The sequence below is a fragment of the Pantoea agglomerans genome, assembly GCF_020149765.1.
GTDB lineage: Bacteria > Pseudomonadota > Gammaproteobacteria > Enterobacterales > Enterobacteriaceae > Pantoea > Pantoea alvi.
Genome location: NZ_CP083808.1, coordinates 184,910 through 204,442, shown reverse-complemented (window position 1 = coordinate 204,442; position 19,533 = coordinate 184,910). Strand labels below are relative to the sequence as shown.

The 19,533-nt window shown below is 55.7% G+C and carries 17 protein-coding genes; 6 read left to right on the top strand and 11 right to left on the bottom strand.

What is annotated here, in order from left to right; translation table 11 throughout:
• Positions 1-401: 401 nt before the first annotated feature.
• Both LB453_RS00970 and LB453_RS00965 read right to left on the bottom strand, forming a co-directional pair.
• On the bottom strand, positions 402-1,169 hold the full coding sequence (locus LB453_RS00970; protein WP_103796477.1) for an amino acid ABC transporter ATP-binding protein: 768 nt from the start codon (positions 1,167-1,169) through the stop codon (positions 402-404).
• Between the two features lies 1 nt (position 1,170).
• Positions 1,171-1,821 (bottom strand): amino acid ABC transporter permease, encoded by a 651-nt coding sequence (locus LB453_RS00965; RefSeq protein ID WP_103796476.1) that lies wholly within the window; start codon positions 1,819-1,821, stop codon positions 1,171-1,173.
• Positions 1,822-2,111: 290 nt separating this feature from the next.
• On the opposite strand from LB453_RS00965, the gene LB453_RS00960 reads away from it, so the two are divergent.
• Genes LB453_RS00960 through LB453_RS00950 form a run of 3 tightly spaced genes read left to right on the top strand, consistent with a single transcriptional unit; the run spans position 2,112 to position 4,884 of the window.
• Positions 2,112-2,876 carry an ABC transporter substrate-binding protein gene (locus LB453_RS00960; protein ID WP_199187335.1) on the top strand — a complete coding sequence of 255 codons (765 nt, stop codon included), beginning with the start codon at positions 2,112-2,114 and terminating at the stop codon, positions 2,874-2,876.
• A gap of 47 nt (positions 2,877-2,923) precedes the next feature.
• Positions 2,924-3,529 (top strand): cupin domain-containing protein, encoded by a 606-nt coding sequence (locus LB453_RS00955; RefSeq protein WP_103796475.1) that lies wholly within the window; start codon positions 2,924-2,926, stop codon positions 3,527-3,529.
• 26 nt (positions 3,530-3,555) lie between these two features.
• A complete protein-coding gene (locus tag LB453_RS00950; protein ID WP_224481413.1) occupies positions 3,556-4,884 on the top strand; it encodes an NAD(P)/FAD-dependent oxidoreductase in 1,329 nt (442 codons plus the stop codon).
• Between the two features lie 32 nt (positions 4,885-4,916).
• Here LB453_RS00950 and betA read toward each other — a convergent pair whose 3' ends face one another.
• Genes betA through betI form a run of 3 tightly spaced genes read right to left on the bottom strand, consistent with a single transcriptional unit; the run spans position 4,917 to position 8,706 of the window.
• On the bottom strand, positions 4,917-6,596 hold the full coding sequence (gene betA, locus LB453_RS00945) for a choline dehydrogenase (protein WP_103796473.1): 1,680 nt from the start codon (positions 6,594-6,596) through the stop codon (positions 4,917-4,919).
• 27 nt (positions 6,597-6,623) lie between these two features.
• The gene (gene betB, locus LB453_RS00940; RefSeq protein WP_103796472.1) at positions 6,624-8,096 is read right to left on the bottom strand and encodes a betaine-aldehyde dehydrogenase; all 1,473 of its coding nucleotides are present in this window, start codon (positions 8,094-8,096) and stop codon (positions 6,624-6,626) included.
• A gap of 13 nt (positions 8,097-8,109) precedes the next feature.
• On the bottom strand, positions 8,110-8,706 hold the full coding sequence (betI, locus tag LB453_RS00935; protein ID WP_103796471.1) for a transcriptional regulator BetI: 597 nt from the start codon (positions 8,704-8,706) through the stop codon (positions 8,110-8,112).
• A 208-nt stretch (positions 8,707-8,914) separates the two neighbouring features.
• Between betI and LB453_RS00930 the strand changes: the two genes are divergently transcribed.
• Positions 8,915-10,942 carry a choline transporter gene (locus LB453_RS00930; protein WP_103796470.1) on the top strand — a complete coding sequence of 676 codons (2,028 nt, stop codon included), beginning with the start codon at positions 8,915-8,917 and terminating at the stop codon, positions 10,940-10,942.
• Between the two features lie 32 nt (positions 10,943-10,974).
• On the opposite strand, the gene LB453_RS00925 is transcribed toward LB453_RS00930, so the two are convergent.
• Positions 10,975-11,559: a DJ-1/PfpI family protein gene (locus tag LB453_RS00925; RefSeq protein ID WP_103796469.1), complete on the bottom strand. Its 585-nt coding sequence runs from the start codon at positions 11,557-11,559 to the stop codon at positions 10,975-10,977.
• A gap of 126 nt (positions 11,560-11,685) precedes the next feature.
• Positions 11,686-11,877, bottom strand: coding sequence for a tautomerase family protein (locus tag LB453_RS00920; protein WP_103796468.1), 192 nt, complete (start codon positions 11,875-11,877; stop codon positions 11,686-11,688).
• A gap of 865 nt (positions 11,878-12,742) precedes the next feature.
• On the opposite strand from LB453_RS00920, the gene LB453_RS00915 reads away from it, so the two are divergent.
• A complete protein-coding gene (locus LB453_RS00915; protein ID WP_224481412.1) occupies positions 12,743-13,894 on the top strand; it encodes a glycosyltransferase family 9 protein in 1,152 nt (383 codons plus the stop codon).
• Between the two features lie 53 nt (positions 13,895-13,947).
• Complete coding sequence (locus LB453_RS00910) at positions 13,948-14,136, top strand: hemagglutinin repeat-containing protein (protein ID WP_158253396.1); 189 nt, start codon at positions 13,948-13,950, stop codon at positions 14,134-14,136.
• 76 nt (positions 14,137-14,212) lie between these two features.
• Here the strand turns inward: LB453_RS00910 and LB453_RS00905 are convergent, their stop codons facing one another.
• From LB453_RS00905 to LB453_RS00890, 4 genes are all read right to left on the bottom strand, one after another.
• Positions 14,213-15,574 (bottom strand): carbohydrate porin, encoded by a 1,362-nt coding sequence (locus LB453_RS00905; RefSeq protein ID WP_103796466.1) that lies wholly within the window; start codon positions 15,572-15,574, stop codon positions 14,213-14,215.
• A 559-nt stretch (positions 15,575-16,133) separates the two neighbouring features.
• A complete protein-coding gene (locus LB453_RS00900; protein ID WP_199187334.1) occupies positions 16,134-16,556 on the bottom strand; it encodes an Exc2 family lipoprotein in 423 nt (140 codons plus the stop codon).
• 369 nt (positions 16,557-16,925) lie between these two features.
• Positions 16,926-18,173 (bottom strand): aromatic amino acid transporter, encoded by a 1,248-nt coding sequence (locus LB453_RS00895; RefSeq protein WP_103796570.1) that lies wholly within the window; start codon positions 18,171-18,173, stop codon positions 16,926-16,928.
• Positions 18,174-18,195: 22 nt separating this feature from the next.
• Positions 18,196-19,533, bottom strand: coding sequence for an amidase family protein (locus tag LB453_RS00890; RefSeq protein WP_103796464.1), 1,338 nt, complete (start codon positions 19,531-19,533; stop codon positions 18,196-18,198).

Below are 19,533 nucleotides of genomic sequence, written 5' to 3'. Positions count from 1 at the left end.
GCTATTGCTTGCGCAGATCGATCCCCGGCATAGCAATCAGGATGGAAAAGCTAAAGAAAACAGCGTTGCTGTCGTGAATTCCGTGTCCGGAAAAGAGAGACGGTGCGCGACCGGCCACACCTGGCCGAAGTAAAAGCGTTATCCCGCACGCAGAGAAGAGTCGATAAACATTATTAGTTTCAGTGAGCAATCACTGCTGATCGAAGTATAACCTCACTCGGCTTTCTCACAACTATCTGAAGGAAAAGAAAAAAGCCAAGCGGTAAGGCGGTGAGTCAGCGAGGAGAGAAAAAGCGGCAGAAGCGTCTGACAAAGGAGGACCTGCGCGAAAAGGCCCGCGCCGCGTCGGCTCTGCCTCGGTGCCTGCGGTTTAGCGCCAGGCATCTGCAGAGCCGCAGGCGCTAAACCACCGACTGACACTGGCGGCAAAAATGGTGGTCGCTGTTGCCGAGTACGCGACGCAGGAAATCCTGCGTGCGTGCCTCCTGCGGCCGCAGCAGAATTTCCTGCGCCGGTCCCTGCTCAACAATCTGCCCGCTGTGGAGAAAACAGACGCGATCGGCTACCTCACGGGCGAACTGCATCTCATGGGTAACCACAATCATCGTCATGCCTTCCTGCGCCAGATTGCGCATCACCTGCAGCACTTCACCAACCAGTTCGGGATCGAGCGCGGAAGTGGGCTCGTCGAACAGAATCGCTTTCGGCTGCAGTGCCAGCGTGCGCGCGATCGCCACGCGCTGCTGCTGACCGCCGGAAAGCTGTCCAGGCCAGGCGTTAATTTTGTCTGCCAGCCCCACCAGCGCCAGCAGGGATTTGGCGCGCTTTTCCGCCTGGGCGCGCGACTCGCCGTTAACGTGAACGGGGCCTTCCATCACGTTTTCCAGCACGCTGCGGTGTGGGAAAAGGTTGAAACGCTGAAACACCATGCCGATCTGGCGACGAAGATCGTTAATGCTTTTATGTCGGCTGTCTACCCGCTGGTCCAGTACGCGTATTTCGCCGCCTTCATAGCTCTCCAGCCCGTTAATGCAGCGCAAAATGGTCGACTTACCGGAGCCGGACGGGCCGATCAGGCAGACCACTTCGCCGGCGCTCACGGAAAAACTGACGCCTTTCAGCACCTCCACGCGGCCAAATTTTTTATGTACCTCATCGATCTCAATCATCTCAGGCTCCTTTAATCTGGCGTTTCTCCAGCCGTTTGGTCAGGGCCATCAGCGGCATGCACAGCAGCAGATACAGCACCGCCACCAGCGTATAGACCGTGGTGTTGTCAAAGGTCGACGCGGCGATCAGCTGGCCCTGCCGGGTCATTTCCGTTACGGCAATGGTCGAGGCGAGGGCGGAATCTTTTAGCATCATCACCAGCGTATTGCTGTAGGGCGGCAGCGCGACGTGAAACGCCTGCGGCAGGATGACGCGGCGCATCGCTTTGAGAAAGCCCATTCCCATTGAGCGCGCCGCTTCAAGCTGACCGCGATCGACGGACTCAATACCGGCACGAAATATTTCGGCGATATAGGTGGAGAAGCAAAAAGCGATACCGATCACGCTGGCCTGAAAAGAAGTCAGGGTGATACCAATATCGGGAAAGACAAAATAGATATAAAACAGCACCACAATCATCGGCAGGCCGCGGGTAATATTTATCACCGTCGCCACCGGCCAGGAAATAATTTTCCACGGGCACATCTTTGCCGCGGCAAATATCAGCCCCAGCGGCGTACTGATCGCCAGCGACAGCAGCGTAATGGATATCGTCATTTCAGCCCCTTTTAGCAAAAAGGGCAGGTAGGTATGAATGCTGCTCCAGTCCATATCAGGCTCCTGAACGTGCTGCACACGGGTATCGGGGCAACGGCAATTCATTATAATGAATATCTTTACCCACCAGGCGCTGTCAATAATTACCCGCTTCTGTAAGATAGCGAATTGTTATTACCGCGATAAGAAACAGCTATAGATAGGGGAATAAATTAAATCAACGGCTTTTTTGACAATGTGTGAGGCGCCACGTTTTCACAAAATAAAACGTTGACAGCGGCAGCATAAATTTCATTATAGTGAAAAAGACGTTCGCCCTTTCGCTACTGAACCAGGAGTGAGTTATGTCTGTCGTCCGCAAAATAAGCCTGCTGAATCTCTCTATAGCCATGGGCGTGACCGCCCTGGTCAGCCTGAATGCCCAGGCCGCCGCCTTAACGGCGGGATCGCCGCCCTCCAGCGCACCAACCACCTTCCTGAACACCCAAAGTGGGAAAATCGAAGGCTTTATGCCGGACGTCGCGGCGGAGGTGGCCAGGCGTCAGCATCTGGAGGTCAATTTTACCGCCGTGCCTTTCTCAACGCTGATCCAGTCGGTTATCGCCGGTAAGATCGATATGATCGTCGCCGGTATGACGCCGACACCGGAGCGCGCGAAGCGAATCGGGTTTTCGCAGCCGGTCACAGCCTTTGGCGCGGGGCTGGTGGTGCGCGACGACAACGAGAAAAAATATCACTCCTGGCAGGATTTAAAAGGCGACGTGGTGGGCACCATGGCCGGCACCGATTATACCCAAAGCCTGATGCAGAGCGGCATCGCCAAAGAGGTGAAAGTCTATGACAGCCCGGCGGATATGACGCGCGATCTCTCGCTAGGCCGCATTGCGGCCGGGATGAATGACTATCCCATTTTAAAAGCGCAGGCTAAAGCGGGCGGGCTGAAAGGCATGCACGTTGTGGAAGGCTATCAGCCTGAGCATGTTTCTCCGATGGCGTTCGGCGTGAAGAAAGGTAACGATAAACTGCTGGCGGAGATCGACAGCGCCTTAACCGCCATGAAACAGGACGGCACGCTTCAGACCATCAAGGACAAATGGGGCATGCCCTGACTTAATCCAGGCCGACCTGCAGGCGCGGCGGCATAAAAGAGCATGAGATGAAAAACGCATCGCAACCCAGAGCGGAGCCAGGGGCCGCCGAAACGGATATTGGATCGCGGCTGAAAAGCCTGCGTAAGGCGCGCAATCTGACCATTACCGAACTGGCGCTGCTGGCGAACGTGTCAGCCGGGGCCATCAGCCAGATTGAACGCAACCTGACAAACCCTACCGTGCGGGTGCTTGAACAGCTCCGGCTGGTGCTGAAAGTGCCGCTGACGGCTTTTCTGGAGGAGAGCGCCGCATCGCTGCGCGGCGCCGAGCACTATGTGCGCCGCAGCGCGGAGCGGCCGCGCTTTAACGTCGGCAAACGCGGCATCGCCAAAGAGATGCTGTCGCCTTCGGGCGATCACGATATGCAGTTTATGCTCATCGACATTCCTCCCGGCGTGCGCTCCGACGAAATGCTGATTGGCCAGGGCGAAAAGGCGGGGCTGGTGGTCGAAGGCGAGCTGACGCTGGAGATCAATGGCGATGCCGCGCGCCTGATGACCGGCGACAGCTTTCAGTTTAAGAGCCATCTGCCGCATAACATTTTCAACCATACGGAGCGCGACGCCAGAGTGTTGTGGATCATGCATATTCCGCCTGAAAAGCATCTCTGAACGCCCTGAATTAATAAGGTTTCTCTATGCGCATCAAAATCAATGCTGTCACAGACAGCCCGACCTTTCCCGAGCAGGTCGATGTGGTGGTGATCGGCGGCGGCATTATCGGCACCTCCGTCGCCTATGAGCTGGCGAAGCAGGGCGTTTCGGTCGCGCTGTTTGAAAAAGGTGTTATCGGCGGCGAGCAGTCGGGGCGCAACTGGGGATGGGTGAGACAACAAAACCGCGACCTCTACGAACTGCCGCTGGCGATGCGTAGCCTGCAGCGCTGGGAAGAGCTGGGCAACGAAATCGGCCTGGATCTCGGCTTTCGCCGCAGCGGCATCCTCTACGGCACGCAGAACGAGGCGGACGTGGCGCGCTGGGAGCAGTGGGGCAAACAGGCGAAGCAGATCGGTTTCGTCAGCCATCTGCTGTCGCCGAAAGAGGTATACGAGCGGCTGGGAGAGCAGGCGCGCTGGGCCGGCGGCATCTGGTCGCCGACCGACGGTCGAGCCGAGCCGTCGCTTGCGGCACCCGCTATCGCCGTCGGCGCACAAAAGCTGGGCGCATCCCTTCATCAGCGCTGCGCGGTACGCGGGCTGGATATCAGCGCGGGCCGCGTTTCCGGCGTCTGGACAGAACGCGGCCGCGTGCGCGCCAGCCAGGTGATCTGCTGCGGCGGCGCATGGAGTTCGCGCTTCTGCAAGCAGTACGGTATCGACCTGCCCAGCGCCAATATTCTCGGCACCGCGTTTAAAACCACGGCGGCGCCGGAAGTGATTCAGGGCTGTCTGAGCATGCCCGAGCTTTGTATCCGCCGTCGGCTGGACGGCAGCTACACCGTGGCGATCCCCGGCCGCGGCCAGCTCGATCTCGCGCCGCAGAATATCCGCTATACGACGAAGTTCTATCCGATGTACCGCAGTAAGATCGCCAAAAAGCTCAAGCTGCGGCTGAACGGCTCCTTTTTTAACGGGCCGGAGGCGGCGGGATCCTGGTCGAACAATGGGGTGTCGCCGTTTGAGAAGATCCGCGTGCTGGACCCGAAGCCCGATCGGCAGATTCTGAACGAAGCGCTGGGCATTCTGGTGAAGGCCTTTCCTGCGCTGGAGGGGATTAAAATCGATCACGCCTGGGGCGGCTGGATTGATACCACGCCAGATCTGGTGCCGGTTATCGATGAGATGCCGCGCGTGCCCGGCCTGTTTGTCGCATCAGGCTTTAGCGGACATGGTTTCGGTATCGGCCCTGGCGCGGGCCTGCTCTGCGCGCAGCTGATGACAAACTGTCAGCGCTTTACCGATATCGCGCCGTACCGCCTGGCGCGCTTCGATAAAGGCAATGCGATCCGCGAGCCGCAGATGATGTAACGGCAAAAGCCCGCCGAAGCGGGCTTTTGCGTTTAAGCCCGTCGCGGTTCGCCGCGCACCGGCGTTTCGCCCGCGACAAAGTAGCTTGCCGTCGAGGCGGGAAGCGGCTGGCGACCGCGAATATTGTCAGCAATTTTCTCGCCGATCATAATAGTGGTCGCATTCAGGTTGCCGGTAATAATCAGCGGCATAATCGACGCATCCACCACGCGCAGTCCCTGCATGCCGTGCACGCGGCCTTCACCATCGACCACCGCCATCTCGTCGCTGCCCATTTTACAGGTGCCGCACGGATGGTAGGCCGTTTCGGCGTGGTTGCGCACGAACTCATCCAGCTGCTCGTCGGTTTCGCACTCTACGCCGGGGCTGATTTCGCGACCGCGGAACTTGTCCAGCGCCGGCTGGTTAATTATCTGGCGCGTAATGCGGATAGCGTCGCGGAACTCGTGCCAGTCCTGCTCGCTGGCCATATAGTTAAACAGGATCGCCGGATGGCGGCGCGGATCGCGCGATTTAATGCGCACATGGCCGCGGCTCGGCGAACGCATCGAGCCAACGTGACACTGGAAGCCGTGCGCGTTGACCGCGTTTGAACCGTTGTAGTTAATCGCCACCGGCAGGAAGTGATACTGAATATTCGGCCAGGCGAACTCTTCGCGGCTGCGGATAAAGCCGCCCGCCTCAAAGTGGTTGCTGGCGCCGATGCCGGTGCCGTTAAACATCCACTCCGCGCCAATCTTCGGCTGGTTCCACCATTTCAGGGCCGGGTAGAGCGACACCGGCTCTTTGCACTCGTACTGCAGATACATCTCCAGATGATCCTGAAGGTTCTCGCCGACGCCCGGCAGGTCATGCACCACGGGAATATCGAATGACTTCAGCAGGCTGGCCGCGCCGACGCCGGAGCGCTGCAGAATCTGCGGCGAGGCGATGGCGCCCGCGCAGAGCAGCACTTCGCGCCGCGCATGCACCTTGTGCGACGTGTTGCTGGCACCGAGCAGATACTGCACGCCGACGGCGCGCTTGCCGTCGAACAGAATGCGATCGGTAATGGCATGGGTAATAATTTTCAGGTTCGGACGGTTTTTCGCCCGATCGAGATAGCCACGCGCGGTGCTGGAGCGGCGTCCCTGCGGCGTGACGGTGCGATCCATCGGGCCGAAGCCCTCCTGCTGATAACCGTTCAAATCCTCGGTGCGCGGATAGCCCGCCTCGACGCCTGCCTCAATCATTGCGGCGAACAGCGGATTATTGCCTGCCTTCGGCGTCGCCACGCAGACTGGGCCGTCGCCGCCGTGATACTCATTCGGCCCGATGTCGCGCGTTTCCGCCTTACGGTAGTAGGGCAGGCAGTTGAGATAGGACCAGGACTCCAGGCCCGGCGCCTGCGCCCAGCCGTCGAGATCCATCGCGTTGGCGCGGATATAGCACATGCCGTTGATCAGCGATGAGCCGCCCAGTCCTTTACCGCGTCCGCACTCCATGCGGCGGTTGTTCATATGGGGTTCTGGCTCGGTTTCATACGCCCAGTTATAGCGTTTTCCCTGCAAAGGGTAGGCAAGCGCCGCAGGCATCTGCGTGCGAAAATCCATACGGTAATCTGGGCCGCCCGCTTCCAGCAGCAGAACGTTGACGTCGCTGTCTTCGGTCAGTCGGGTAGCCAAAACGTTCCCTGCGGATCCGGCTCCGATAATGATGTAATCAAATTCCATTAGTCGCTCCTCAGGTTGATGCATTAATTAAAATACCGACTGAAAACGGTCGAGCTCGACCTGTACGGATTTCACCTGGGTATAATTTTGCAGGGTCATCAGGCCATTTTCGCGGCCAATGCCCGAGTGCTTGTAACCCCCGACAGGCATCTCCGCCGCCGATTCACCCCAGGTGTTAATCCAGCAAATACCGGCTTCAATCTGGTGGATAACGCGATGCGCGCGGTTAAGATCCTGCGTGACCAGACCCGCGGCCAGGCCATATTCTGTGGCGTTGGCGCGGCGTACCACTTCGTCTTCGCTCTCATAGCTCAGAATCGACATCACCGGCCCGAAGATTTCTTCGCGTACGATAGTCATCTCATCGCGGCAGTCGGTGAACACCGTCGGCTCTACCCAGGCGCCCTTATCAAACGCGTCCCCCTGCATCCGCTTGCCGCCGCACAGCAGGCGCGCGCCTTCGGCGATACCGGTTTCGATATAGCGCATCACGTTGTCGCGGTGGGCAAAGCTCACCAGCGGGCCGAAGTTGGTAGCGGGATCGTTGAGGTCGCCGGCGCGAATGCGGGCGACGCGCGCCACAATTTTTTCTTCAAACGCAGCCTTCAGGCTGGCCGGAACAAAGACGCGGGTGCCGTTGGTGCAGACCTGACCGGAACTGTAGAAGTTGGCCATCATGGCGATATCTGCGGCGAGGTCGAGATCGGCATCGTCAAAGACAATCAGCGGCGACTTACCGCCCAGCTCCATGGTGACCTCTTTCAGGGTCGAGCCCGCCGCGTTGGCCATCACTTTTTTACCGCTGGCGACGCCACCGGTGAAAGAGACTTTATCGATGCCGGGATGCTCGGTCAGCAGCTGGCCGGTTACCGCGCCGCTGCCCGGCAGCACATTAAACACGCCGTCCGGCACGCCCGCTTCGCTATAGATCTCCGCCAGCTTCAGCGCGGTAAGCGGCGTAACTTCACTCGGCTTGAAGATCATCGCATTGCCCGCCGCCAGCGCCGGGGCAGATTTCCACAGGGCGATTTGAATCGGGTAGTTCCACGCGCCGATACCCGCTACCACACCGAGCGGCTCGCGGCGCGTGTAGACAAAAGAGGTATCGCGCAGCGGGATCTGCTGGCCCTCCAGCGACGGGATCAGGCCCGCGTAGTACTCCAGCACGTCCGCGCCGGTGACGATATCCACGCTGGCGGTTTCGCTCAGCGGTTTGCCGGTGTCCAGCGTTTCCAGCGCGGCCAGTTCGTCGTTGCGCTCGCGCAAGATATCTACCGCGCGGCGCAGAATGCGCGAGCGCTGCATCGCGGTCATTGCCGCCCAGACCTTCTGGCCTTTGCGCGCGGCAGCAACGGCGCGGTCAACGTCAGCGCGGCCCGCCTCATGCACCTTCGCCAGCACGTCGCCGTTAGCGGGATTGATGGTGTCAAAGGTGTCGCCAGCCGCTGCCGGGACGTAAGCGCCATCAATATAGAGGTGCTGCTCTGCGAATCGGGACATGGTTCCTCCTTTATCAGGGATGGGTGTTGCCAGCGAGCTGCTGGCGTATGAACTGGGTCGTTAACGAGCGAGCCAGCTGAAAATCAAAGGGTTTGCCGCCCAGCGCCGCGCGCAGCCAGAGGCCGTCGATCAGCGCCGCCAGCCCGTAAGCGGCGGTGCGCGCCGCCTCGCGCGGCAGCTCGCGGCGGAACTCTGCGGCCAGCGCGGAGAAGAGGCGGCTGCTGCTGACGCGCTCCAGCCGGTTGAGCTGGGGCTGATGCATGCTGCTCGACCAGAAATCGAGCCAGGCCTTCATCGCCGCCTTATGCAGCTGGCTCTCATCGAAGTTGCCCTCGACGATGGCACAGAGACGCGCCTCGGTACTGGCGTCCGCCAGCGGCCTGAGCCTGATCGCCACCGCGTCGCGCAGCTGTCGCGTGATGTCGCGCATGGTGGCTTCCAGCAGACCGTTCTTGTCTTTGAAGTAGTGGCTGATGATGCCGGTCGAGACGCCTGCGCGCCGCGCAATCTGCGCGATGGTGGCGTCGTTAATCCCGACTTCGTTAATGGTTTCCAGAGTTGCATCAATCAGCTGCCGACGTCGTATCGGCTGCATTCCTACCTTTGGCATGACAAGCGCTCCGCCCCTAAACAAGTCCACTATTAGAACTTTTATTGATTGAACGTTCAATATAAAAAAGAAAGTTGTTAGGATGTTGTACCTTGATTGTTGCTAAGCGCCGCTGCGCTTAGCCGTCAGGGAATAAAAATAAAGGACGTCCATCGCAATCAGGGGTTTGTATAACGTACTGAAATAGATACTAAAACAGAGGTAATTGATGATTAATCCACCTGCAAGTGAAAAAGACAGAATCAATCCTGTGGTGTTCTACACCTCAGCCGGACTGATTCTGACATTTTCACTGGTGACGATTCTCTTCAGCGAGCAGGCCGGGGCATGGATTCAGGCGGCAGTGAACTGGGTATCGTCTACGTTTGGCTGGTATTACATGCTGGCCGCGACGCTTTACATCGTATTCGTGCTGTTTATGGCCTGTTCCCGCTTTGGCGCGATTAAGCTGGGGCCGGAGCAGTCCAAGCCGGAGTTCAGCCTGCTGAGCTGGTCGGCGATGCTGTTTGCCGCCGGTATCGGCATCGACCTGATGTTTTTCTCGGTGGCGGAGCCGGTGACGCAGTATATGCAGCCGCCGGAAGGCGCGGGCCAGACCCTGGAAGCGGCGCGACAGGCGATGGTCTGGACGCTGTTCCACTATGGCCTGACCGGCTGGTCGATGTATGCGCTGATGGGCATCGCGCTTGGCTACTTCAGCTACCGCTACAACCTGCCGCTCACCATCCGCTCGGCGCTCTATCCTATCTTCGGCAAGCGTATTAACGGCCCCATCGGCCATACCGTTGATATCGCGGCGGTGGTAGGCACCATTTTCGGCATCGCCACTACGCTCGGCATCGGCGTAGTACAGCTGAACTACGGGCTGAACGTGCTGTTTGATATTCCGGAAGGGCTGGCGGCGCAGACCGCGCTTATCGTGCTGTCAGTGGTGATCGCCACGATTTCGGTAACGTCCGGCGTCGACAAGGGGATCCGTATCCTTTCCGAGCTAAACGTGGCGCTGGCGCTTGGCCTGATCCTGTTTGTGCTCTTTTTCGGCAAAACCGATTTCCTGCTTAACGCGCTGGTGCTGAACGTCGGCGACTATATCAACCGCTTTATGGGCATGACGCTTAACACTTTCGCCTTCGACCGTCCGACGCAGTGGATGAACAGCTGGACGCTGTTCTTCTGGGCCTGGTGGGTCGCCTGGTCGCCGTTCGTGGGGCTCTTCCTCGCGCGTATTTCCCGTGGCCGTACTATCCGCGAGTTTGTGCTGGGCACGCTGATTATTCCCTTTACCTTTACGCTGCTGTGGCTGTCGATATTCGGCAACGCCGCGCTCTATGAGATCCTACACGGCAACAGCGGCTTTGCGCAGGAGGTGATGGCTCACGCGGAGCGCGGCTTCTATCTGCTGCTGGAGCAGTATCCCGCCTTTAAGCTGAGCGCCTCGGTCGCCACCATTACCGGTATGCTGTTCTACGTCACGTCGGCGGACTCCGGCTCGCTGGTGCTGGGCAACTTCACCTCAAAACTCAAGGATATCAACAGCGATGCGCCGAACTGGCTGCGCATCTTCTGGTCGGTAGCGATTGGCGTGCTGACGCTGAGCATGCTGATGACCAACGGTATCTCCGCGCTGCAAAACACCACGGTGATCATGGGTCTGCCGTTCAGCTTTGTAATCTTCTTTGTAATGGCAGGGCTTTATAAATCCCTGAAGGTGGAAGATTACCGCCGCGCCAGCGCCAGCCGTGATACCGCGCCCTATCTGGCCACCAGCAGCGACCGGCTGAGCTGGAAGAAACGTCTGTCGCGGCTGATGAACTATCCCGGCTCGCGCTACACCCAGCAGATGATGGATAGCGTGATCTTCCCGGCGATGCAGGAGGTGGCGAAAGAGCTGGAGCTGCGCGGCGGCCGCGTGACGCTGGCGCGCCATGAGGCAGAGGAGAGCGCCCTGGGGTATATCGATTTGCGCGTCAACCTGGGTGAGGAGCAGGATTTCGTCTATCAGGTTTGGCCGCAGCAGTACTCGGTGCCGGGCTTTACCTACCGCGCGCGCAGCGGCAAATCGACCTACTACCGGCTGGAAACCTTTCTGCTGGAGGGTAGCCAGGGCAACGACCTGACGGACTACAGCAAAGAGCAGGTGATTATCGACATTCTCGATCAGTACGAGCGTCACCTGAACTTTATCCATCTGCACCGTGAAGCGCCGGGCAACAATATCACCTTCCCGAGCCTGTAATTGTGAAACGGGCCAGCCTGGCTGGCCCGCTGTCAGTTGCACAGCCGATCGCTGCGCCAGCGGTCATAGTAGATATGTTCTGCCTGGAAATCCGCTGCGCCCGCCTTGCCGGTCAGTCGCAGCGCCAGCTGCAGCGCGAAGTCAAAAGCGACGCCCAGCCCTCTGCCGCTGAGCAGATTGCCATCCTCCACCACATCCGCCATAACATACTCGCCATCCTCATAGTGCATCCAGAGTTCGCCCGAGCAGGTGTAGCGGCGTCCTTTCAGCAGACCGTTGCCCGCCAGCACACGCGCCGCCGCAGAACAGAGGGGCGCAATGATCTTCTCCGCCTCGTCGTGGCGGCGGATAAAGGCGCTGACCGCCGGGCTGGCGGCCAGATTCATCGTGCCCTCCGGGCCGCCGGGAATGATCACCGCATCGAACATTTCATGCTGGCTCTCTTCCAGTAGCCGATCAGCCAGCGTCACCACGCCGTGATAGCTGACAACCTGATTGTGGGGATGACAGGCGAGGGTAGTGACCTTTATCCCCAGTCGGCTAAGGATATCGAGGGTAATAAATGCTTCGGCTTCTTCAAAACCGGTGGCCAGCAAAAGTGCAGCTTTCTTTGACATCGTCTCTCCTTGCATCTGTCAGTGGATAAAGGATATAAAAATAAAACAGCGTTTCATTTATATCCTGGTTAGCCGGTAATTGACAGTCGCGCAGGGAGAGATCCTGTGGCAGAGCGTTGGGGCGCGCTATTTGCCGCGTTCGCTGTAGGGCACGCCGCCGCGCGCTTTATCGCTGGCTTTGGTTTCGACGACCGACACCACCACCAGATCGCGCTCCACGCCGAAACTCTCTACTACGGCGTCGGTGATCTTGACCATCAGGTTCTTTTTTTGCTCGGCAGAGCGGCCTTCTACGGCATAAACCACAATCTCAGGCATGTGGGTATCTCCTTTTTGATGAATAAAGAGTGGGGCGCAGCCGTGGCATGTTCAGCTGCGGGTCGCTGGCTTCTTTTTGCTTCTGTCCCAGCGAAGAGACCCATACTCCTTTTGGGAATGAAGAGATGCAAAGAAGAATGAAGGCTATTTGTTAAGCGCATCACACTATTAGCGCATTTCTGTCGGCGAACAGGGCGCTGGTTCTAAGCAGCTATTTTACGAAAACGGCGGGATTAAGGGGCAGCAGGTCAGGGCGGGCGGCCCGATGACCTGCGCTAAGTATAAGGGGCGGTTGCGTGTCGCGTCCGGCTTATGCCGTCAGCTAAGGCGCACACCGGCGAAAGCCACTGCAGGTCGGTCATATGGCTGAACGGATGCTCTCTGCCAAAAGAACGCATTCTTCCTCCTCTCTGACCAATGAAAAATAGATCAATTTTCTCCGACGCCCCTTTTTTCAAAATAATCCTAATTATTTAGGCGAAAATTTGCGCGGCATCGGCCACTGAATAATAAAGATGCGATGTTTCTCACAATTACAGAAGCTTTTAAAGTATTCCAGACGCCGGGCTGGAATAATATAAAGACTTAATTAATTATAGCGTGAACGAAAAGGATGTTGTGATGGCGTCGATGATAATATCGAAGCTGGCTCGTTTTGGGATAAGGGCGACAATTTACACCAGTCATAAGAGGAGCTAATTAATTAGTTTACTGGACATCCAGGGAACAGGAAGGCGTTAAATACCCCCCATTCCGCATTAAAAACCAAAAGCGATCGATATTGCTACAGGTACATCAGGGATAAGCGCAGAAACACGCCCGTTATGTGTTAATAAGCGAAAATATAAAACATGGAGAGAGTGTTGTGAGTAAGCATTTGGAAATTTCTATTCCAGGCGGCCGTTTCAAAAGAATAAGGAAGTGGAACAGAAGAAGAAATTATTTCTTCAAGGAAGTAAAGCTAAACATCAGAATTTATATTGCAAAGCTTATCTGGGATAAGCGTAAAAAAAGTTCTTTTGTCAGCAAAGAAATCAAAACGATACTGCTCCTTCGCAATGAAGGAACAGTTGGAGATGTTGTCGTTTCAACGCCGCTAGTTAAGTGCCTGTATGAGGCGGGTTATACGGTTGATTTACTGCTGACAACGTCAAGCAGCGTAGCTATGAAATACAATCCCTGTGTCAGGAATGTCTACGAAGCCGGGGACTGTAACACTGAGGTTTTCCTGAAGAGCTTTAGTCACACCCTGGCTGAATCAACCCTAAGAACGCTGAATGAAAATAAATATGACCTGGTGATTGACCTTTGTTTGTTCGATACCCCTGTGCACAGGATGAAGCTTTTTCGAGAGATACAGGCAAAGTTTGTTCTCGGATTTAACAAATGGGACTGCATCAATCACTACAGTAAATCCATTTCATTTGATAATGGTAAGGAGCATGTGACAAAGGGTATTTCTTTGGTGGCCCAAAGCCTGGGTCTTGATCTTAAAAACCGCCATTGTTACGACCTGCACATTCCCAATGAGATTGCTTCTGAAGTGAAAGAATATCTATGTCAGTGGGAAGGGAAGCTTAAGATCATAATTAACATTTTCACTGGAAGTCCTGAAAGGAATCTGTCAAAAGAGCAATTATCTCGGACGATTGAGATGATTAACGAACAGTCTGACAACACAGTCTTTATCGTTCTTGACCACAGGAAAGAGCTGGATATGTTTTTTCCCGATAACGTTTTTATCAATCCATTTAACTCACTGCATCACGTTATGGAACTTATCAGAAGAGTTGATCTGGTTATCTCTCCAGATACGTCGATTGTACATATCTCTGCTGCATGGAAAACACCACTCATCTGCGTTTATAAAAATGTAACTGACAATAATGATTTGTGGGCACCAGGTTATAAAGAAGCGAGTCAGATCATTGTTAACACAAGAAGAATATCTGATGTAGAAAACGTTCCTGAGCTTATAGTGAACGAGATGCGAACAAGAGGGGTGTTTGAAAATTGATTGAATTAAAACGGTAACTGCTGAGCGACCGGGAATGGGCCGGCCGGTATGCCGTGTCTTTGAATGCAGGCGGTAACCTCGGCGCCAGCATCGGCGCCGGTTCGGACGGCTACGACATTAGCGTCCGGGCCGGCGTCAATGCCGGTAAGGGATATAAGAACGGCAACGGTCTGACCCATACTGACCCCACCCTGAATGCGGGCAACTATCCTGACCTGACAGCGGCCGTGACGACTGGCTGACTGGCGTGCAGGCAAGGTGAGAAGAGCTACCGTCGATGCGGGCCGTAGCCCGTTATTAGCCTGGGGCGAAATGGGTTTAAAAGGTCACGCTGGTCTTAAACTCTCCAACCCATGCATCCTGCGTTTCCCTTAATCCTCCTGGGCGGTGCCAGTATTGAATGCCTGGCTGAAGCTCAAGCCAGCTTACCGGACGGAAACGATAATAAAGCTCTGCATTAACAGCATGCCCTGGAATGGGATGATAAAAGGCATGGCTGTATTCATTAATCCCGGAAAGCACGTTTTTGGCGCGTTGATTACGGCTGTAATGATGGCTGATATCGGTATAACTGACGCCAAGCCCAATCCAGTCTTCCGGTCTGGCATCAAATAGTCCCCGGTAGCGTAAAGAGGCTGCGGTGACCAGATGTAAAAAGTTGCTGCGACGATCGCTTACGCCAATATTCCAGCCCAGACTCATGCCGCGGCTGGCATCATTCTCTTTACGGGTGATTTGCTGGTTGGCGCTTGCCCACATAAACCAGGTGCGATTATAGGGCTTATAGCCTTCAGGATCGGTTAATCCTTCCTTTTTCGACTTTCCACTATAGAGGTCGTACTGGACAGCATTTGTGAATTGCGTCCCGACACTATAAATGCCGGGCAGGGCGTTGATAGTGGTCTTCCATTCCAGCTCTATCGGCAGTATAAAACCTTTGCTGCCTTTTGTTGAACCGCTCCATGCATGGCTGCGCTCGGTGGCACGAGGATTTTGCTCGAAAATACCGGTTTTGAAGGTAACGTCTGGCGTAATTTTATAATCCAGCGTGGTGCCCCACGTATGGATGTTCCAGTTGCTCCAGAAAAAAGAGTTAGCTGATTTTCCTCCGCATAGCGTCAACAACTGAAAATCGCAGGGTGTGGTCTGATCGAATGTCTGCACCTTATTCATCATGCCGATTCGCCATTGCAGACGGCGATCGTCAAAAGAGCGGCTAAAGGTAAGCCAGCCAAGACGCGTAACTGATCCTGTGCCATGGCTTTCCTGAGCGGAGTCAACCATATTGACTCTCATATCCTGAATACGTCTGGTTGTTAAATTATCATCGTGGTTTCGGTTAACAATATTGCCTTCTATTTTGGCATCAGGAATCCCCGTAAATTGTTCCAGATCCTGAACAAAGGTTAGCGCAAACTGGTCGATATAAGCCAGATGCTCACGCCGATCGTAACCGCCAGCAACATTATAGGCGAATTCATTCAGGTAATTGAGGTTATAATTAAACCCAAGTTCCTGAAGTAACGGACGAATGCCTGCCATGTCGCCGGCTAAACCCGCTCCCGGGGGCTCAAAACCTAATACGATGCCATTCCATTCGCTATTTCCCGCGTGAAGCTGTGCGCCAGGTATAAAAAGCGCGGCAAGAAAGGTAATGCGCAAAGAGAGTCTTTTCTTCATTTTTTATCTCATCGTTAAGTTATATAACCGACTAACACTTCCTCTGGCTAACGCAGTGACGCGTTAAATTAAAAACAAAAAAAACCTAAACCTTCTTGCTTCAGGTTAAGAAAGCGAGAAGGTTTAGGTTTTGCCTTTTAGAAGTAGCAATCCTTTAAGGGCTAATCATTGTTAAATCCTGCTGCGCTGGCAACAGGAATTAACAGGTAAATTTATGAATGTGAATCAGATCGGAGTTTTAGACGGGTTTGGTGTTGAATTCTAATCTTTTCAAATCAAATGATTAACTTTTTATTGATTTCCTGTCTAATACATTCTTTAGCGTTGCTATTTACGTTAAATAGTAAGTTAATGGCAAATATTCACAGCCAACGCAACTACGCATAATACATCTTATGTTAAATAGAATATCAGCCGCAGCAAACAGAGATCTCTCAGACAGCCTTTTTCTCCCTCCTCTTCTCTGGTGACTCGAACCTTTCTGTCTGCCGTGCTCTCTGTCAGTAAAAGCGCCGACCGCGGTCGGCGCTTGATCAGATATCAACCTTCGCCGTGCCCGTTACGGCCGTCCGTAATAACCATCCCAGTATGTCGCGGTGGCGCTCTCCAGCAAAATCTGACTCTGTTCCTTTGGACGATCAGCGCTGTAAACCTGCGAAACTATGTGGCTGGTCTGCGCCTCTGGTCTGAAAGGTCCCGTCGGACATTCGCTAAATGCTTTAACGCGCTGTTCAGCCTGCACCTGCGTCAGGCTGTTTGCCCGGTCTTTTTTACCCTGATCGTAAAACTGCCGCAGAAACGTCGTCATCCAGCGGTAATTATCCGCCCGGAGCGGACGCGTATTGGGATCGAAGTGAATGCTGGAGAGTTTCGCAACGGCATGGCTGGCGTTGCGTTCGGCGCTGCTCTGCTGTCCGGCACAGGCCGTCAGCAGCAGCGAAGCGGCAAGCATGGTGCAAAAATGCCATCTAAATAGTTTCATTTTCATATCCTTATGTCATTAACGCAGCCAAACTATATCGCTGCGCTGCGGGTGCGGCAAACCGCTGGCTGATTTATACGCGCCAGAATTGAGCCACATGTTAAATCGCGCTTCAGTCCTGTGCGTTCAGGTTTCTGCTTTTGCACGCTATCAGGCAAGGTTCAAAGTCCGGCAAGTCCGGTTCGCGAAAGATGACAAAAGAGAGCGGCTGTAGAAATAACCTGAGGAGTCAGGCCAGGACGAGCAGGAAGCGAGCACAGGGTTAGCCCGCCACCTGCTGCAAAGCCGCATGGATATGCAGCCGATAATAAGGGTTACTGGCCTGACTGAAGACGCTCTGCAGCAGGCCTGTCGCTACAATAGCCCGCGCTATCCGCTGAACGTTGGCAACATATCGAGCCAGCTCAGCGTCCAGGCCAGAATATTCAGTACGCCAAAGGTTATAACTACCATCGCCGCAAGGGATCCCCGCGCCCCTGCTCTTTCCTGCTTAGCGAAGCGTCTCCGCGCTTTGATATAGAGTAAGGCGGGGACAATGACCGCCCAGAGCGTAGCGAAAAGACCGGCAAAGCCGATAGCGGCGAGGAAGCCGTCGGGAAACCATAGTGAGGCGGCCAGGGCGGGTAAAAAGGTCAGCAAAGCCACCTCAAAGCGCGCCAGCGGCGTATCGCCCAGCTTCAGGCGGTCAGCGATAAAGTCAAACAGACCAGCCGTTACCCCTAAAAACGAGGCGATCACCGCGAAATGGGAAAACAGCGTCATCATAAAGTTCAGCGCGCCGACATGCAGCCGATCGCGTAAGGCGGCGAGCAGCGCGGCGATATCCCCGCCAGCTGCCACCACGGCGGGAAACGAGGCGCGCGGCAGATTGCCCATGGTACCGGTAATCCAGAACAGATAGATAACCAGTGACATCAGCGTGCCAACCACCAGCGCGCGCCTGACCTGCTTCTGCTCGCCGCCATAGTAGCTTATCAGGCCGGTAATATTGCCGTGATAGCCGAACGAGGCGAGGCAGAATGGCAGGACGCCAAACGCATAGGGCCAGTAGCCGCCCTCGCCGCTTCCCGCGTCGGCAAGCGTAAGCAGATTGACCTGCGTGAGCAGGCCACCGAAGACCGTCACCAGCAGCAAAAGTTTGGCCAGCACGCAAAAGGTCATGATCCTGCTGACCCCCTTTGTCCCCAGCCAGACGACGATGGCGACGCACAGCGTCAGCAGCACTTTCGCGCCCGCGACAGAGACAGGCAAACCGGCGCTATTGAGCGAGTGCTGATAGACCGGCCCGCTGGCCGAAATATAGGCGTAGGTCAGAATGCCCAGTACAAAAAGGATGCTCAGGCCGTTTAGCGCAGCCCACCGGCGCCCTAACAGCGAGCGGGTTAAGGTATCGTAGCCGGCACCGAGCGGAAAATAGCGGCTTGCCTGCTGGAACATCAGCCCCGACAGCAGCATACATCCCCAGCTAACCAGCAGTATCAGCAGCGACCAGCCGAACCAGGCGCCGGCCATCACCACAGGCAGCGTAAACATCCCTGCGCCTACCACCGTCCCGCAGATAATCATCGCGCCCCACCATACTGAAGGCTGACGCTGGGTTAATGCTATTTCTGTCATTACATGTTCCGATAAAAAAATATTAAGCCTGCACCAGGCGAGCGACCGCCAGAGCATAACGCATTAGCTGGCGATCCTCTCCTGGCAGACCATCCACAGAAAGACCAATAGAGAGTTCACCTGCTCTGCCCACCGGCAAAGTCAGGCTGGGGGCGCCGGCACTGCTGGCGAGATCCGTATTGCGCACCAGTTTTTCAAAAACAACAGGATTATGCGCTTCCGTCAGGCGCGGCACGGCACAGCTCACGGTTGGGTAAAGTAAAACATCAAGCTGATGTTCAGAAAACATCTCTTGCCAGGCGGTGCGCACATCGCCTGTGGTGCACAGGCCGGCCAGATAGTCATCCCAGGAAACGCTGCACTGCTGCAGCTGCCGTTGAAGAAGATTACGTACCTGGGCATCGCTCAGCTGGTCCAGAATCGACTGGAATCGCCATTCGAGCCCTTCACCGAGCAGAAAGCGCGGGAAATCGATAAAAAATTCATAAAACGGAACGGCAAACTGAACTGACGCATTCAGTTCGCCAAGATGGCTGTCATCAATGGTGACGACTTCCACCCCCTGCTCCTCAAGCCTGGCGACAGCTTCCCTGCACCGCTTCTCTACCGCGCTATCCAGCCCCTGCCATAAAAAGCCTGCAGGAAAACCCACGCGGCGCGGCATCTCCGGCTCAACCGGCGTTTCGTCCATAAGGGCGGCATCAAGCAGCACGATATCGGAGACGCCGGGTGCAATAAAGCCTGGCGTATCCCGGGTGTGGGAAACAGGCACAATGCCAGCAGAGGAGTAGCGGCCGGTGGTCGGCCGGAATCCTGACAGGCCACACAGCGAGGCCGGAATACGCACCGATCCCCCGGTATCGGTTCCCACGGCGAAAGCGCAGGCACCCGCTGCGACAGCCGCAGCGCAGCCCCCACTGCTGCCACCAGCAAGATGACCGGGATGAGCCGGATTGCCTACCGTGCCCCAGGTGCCATTACATGAAGTCACGCCAAACGATAATTCATGCATATTATTTTTGCCGCACAGCACTGCACCCTGCTCAATTAAGCGCGCAACGACGGGGGCATCTTTTTCAGGAAGGAAATCAGCCAGTCCCGGCGTACCCGCTGTGGTCGCGAATCCGCTAGCGTTGATATTGTCTTTACAGGAAAAAGGCAGCCCAAAAAGCGGTGCGGACGTGGACTTCGCAGGTGGGATTTCACCATGCAAACGCTGCGCATCATAAGCAATAAATGCATTAAGCGACAGCGTTTCACGGTAGCGTTCATATCGATAGTGATGATTTTCTTTTAGTCCTGCCGGGTGACGATTCAAGGCCACCTCGGCAGCCAAAGAGCAAGGGCGTTTAGTCAGCAT

Bases quoted from the DNA above. Each gene is read 5' to 3' on its own strand.
- LB453_RS00970 (WP_103796477.1), bottom strand. From the start codon at position 1,169: ATGATTGAGATCGATGAGGTACATAAAAAATTTGGCCGCGTGGAGGTG.
- LB453_RS00965 (WP_103796476.1), bottom strand. From the start codon at position 1,821: ATGGACTGGAGCAGCATTCATACCTACCTGCCCTTTTTGCTAAAAGGG.
- LB453_RS00960 (WP_199187335.1), top strand. From the start codon at position 2,112: ATGTCTGTCGTCCGCAAAATAAGCCTGCTGAATCTCTCTATAGCCATG.
- LB453_RS00955 (WP_103796475.1), top strand. From the start codon at position 2,924: ATGAAAAACGCATCGCAACCCAGAGCGGAGCCAGGGGCCGCCGAAACG.
- LB453_RS00950 (WP_224481413.1), top strand. From the start codon at position 3,556: ATGCGCATCAAAATCAATGCTGTCACAGACAGCCCGACCTTTCCCGAG.
- betA (WP_103796473.1), bottom strand. From the start codon at position 6,596: ATGGAATTTGATTACATCATTATCGGAGCCGGATCCGCAGGGAACGTT.
- betB (WP_103796472.1), bottom strand. From the start codon at position 8,096: ATGTCCCGATTCGCAGAGCAGCACCTCTATATTGATGGCGCTTACGTC.
- betI (WP_103796471.1), bottom strand. From the start codon at position 8,706: ATGCCAAAGGTAGGAATGCAGCCGATACGACGTCGGCAGCTGATTGAT.
- LB453_RS00930 (WP_103796470.1), top strand. From the start codon at position 8,915: ATGATTAATCCACCTGCAAGTGAAAAAGACAGAATCAATCCTGTGGTG.
- LB453_RS00925 (WP_103796469.1), bottom strand. From the start codon at position 11,559: ATGTCAAAGAAAGCTGCACTTTTGCTGGCCACCGGTTTTGAAGAAGCC.
- LB453_RS00920 (WP_103796468.1), bottom strand. From the start codon at position 11,877: ATGCCTGAGATTGTGGTTTATGCCGTAGAAGGCCGCTCTGCCGAGCAA.
- LB453_RS00905 (WP_103796466.1), bottom strand. From the start codon at position 15,574: ATGAAGAAAAGACTCTCTTTGCGCATTACCTTTCTTGCCGCGCTTTTT.
- LB453_RS00900 (WP_199187334.1), bottom strand. From the start codon at position 16,556: ATGAAACTATTTAGATGGCATTTTTGCACCATGCTTGCCGCTTCGCTG.
- LB453_RS00895 (WP_103796570.1), bottom strand. From the start codon at position 18,173: ATGACAGAAATAGCATTAACCCAGCGTCAGCCTTCAGTATGGTGGGGC.
- LB453_RS00890 (WP_103796464.1), bottom strand. From the start codon at position 19,533: ATGCTGACTAAACGCCCTTGCTCTTTGGCTGCCGAGGTGGCCTTGAAT.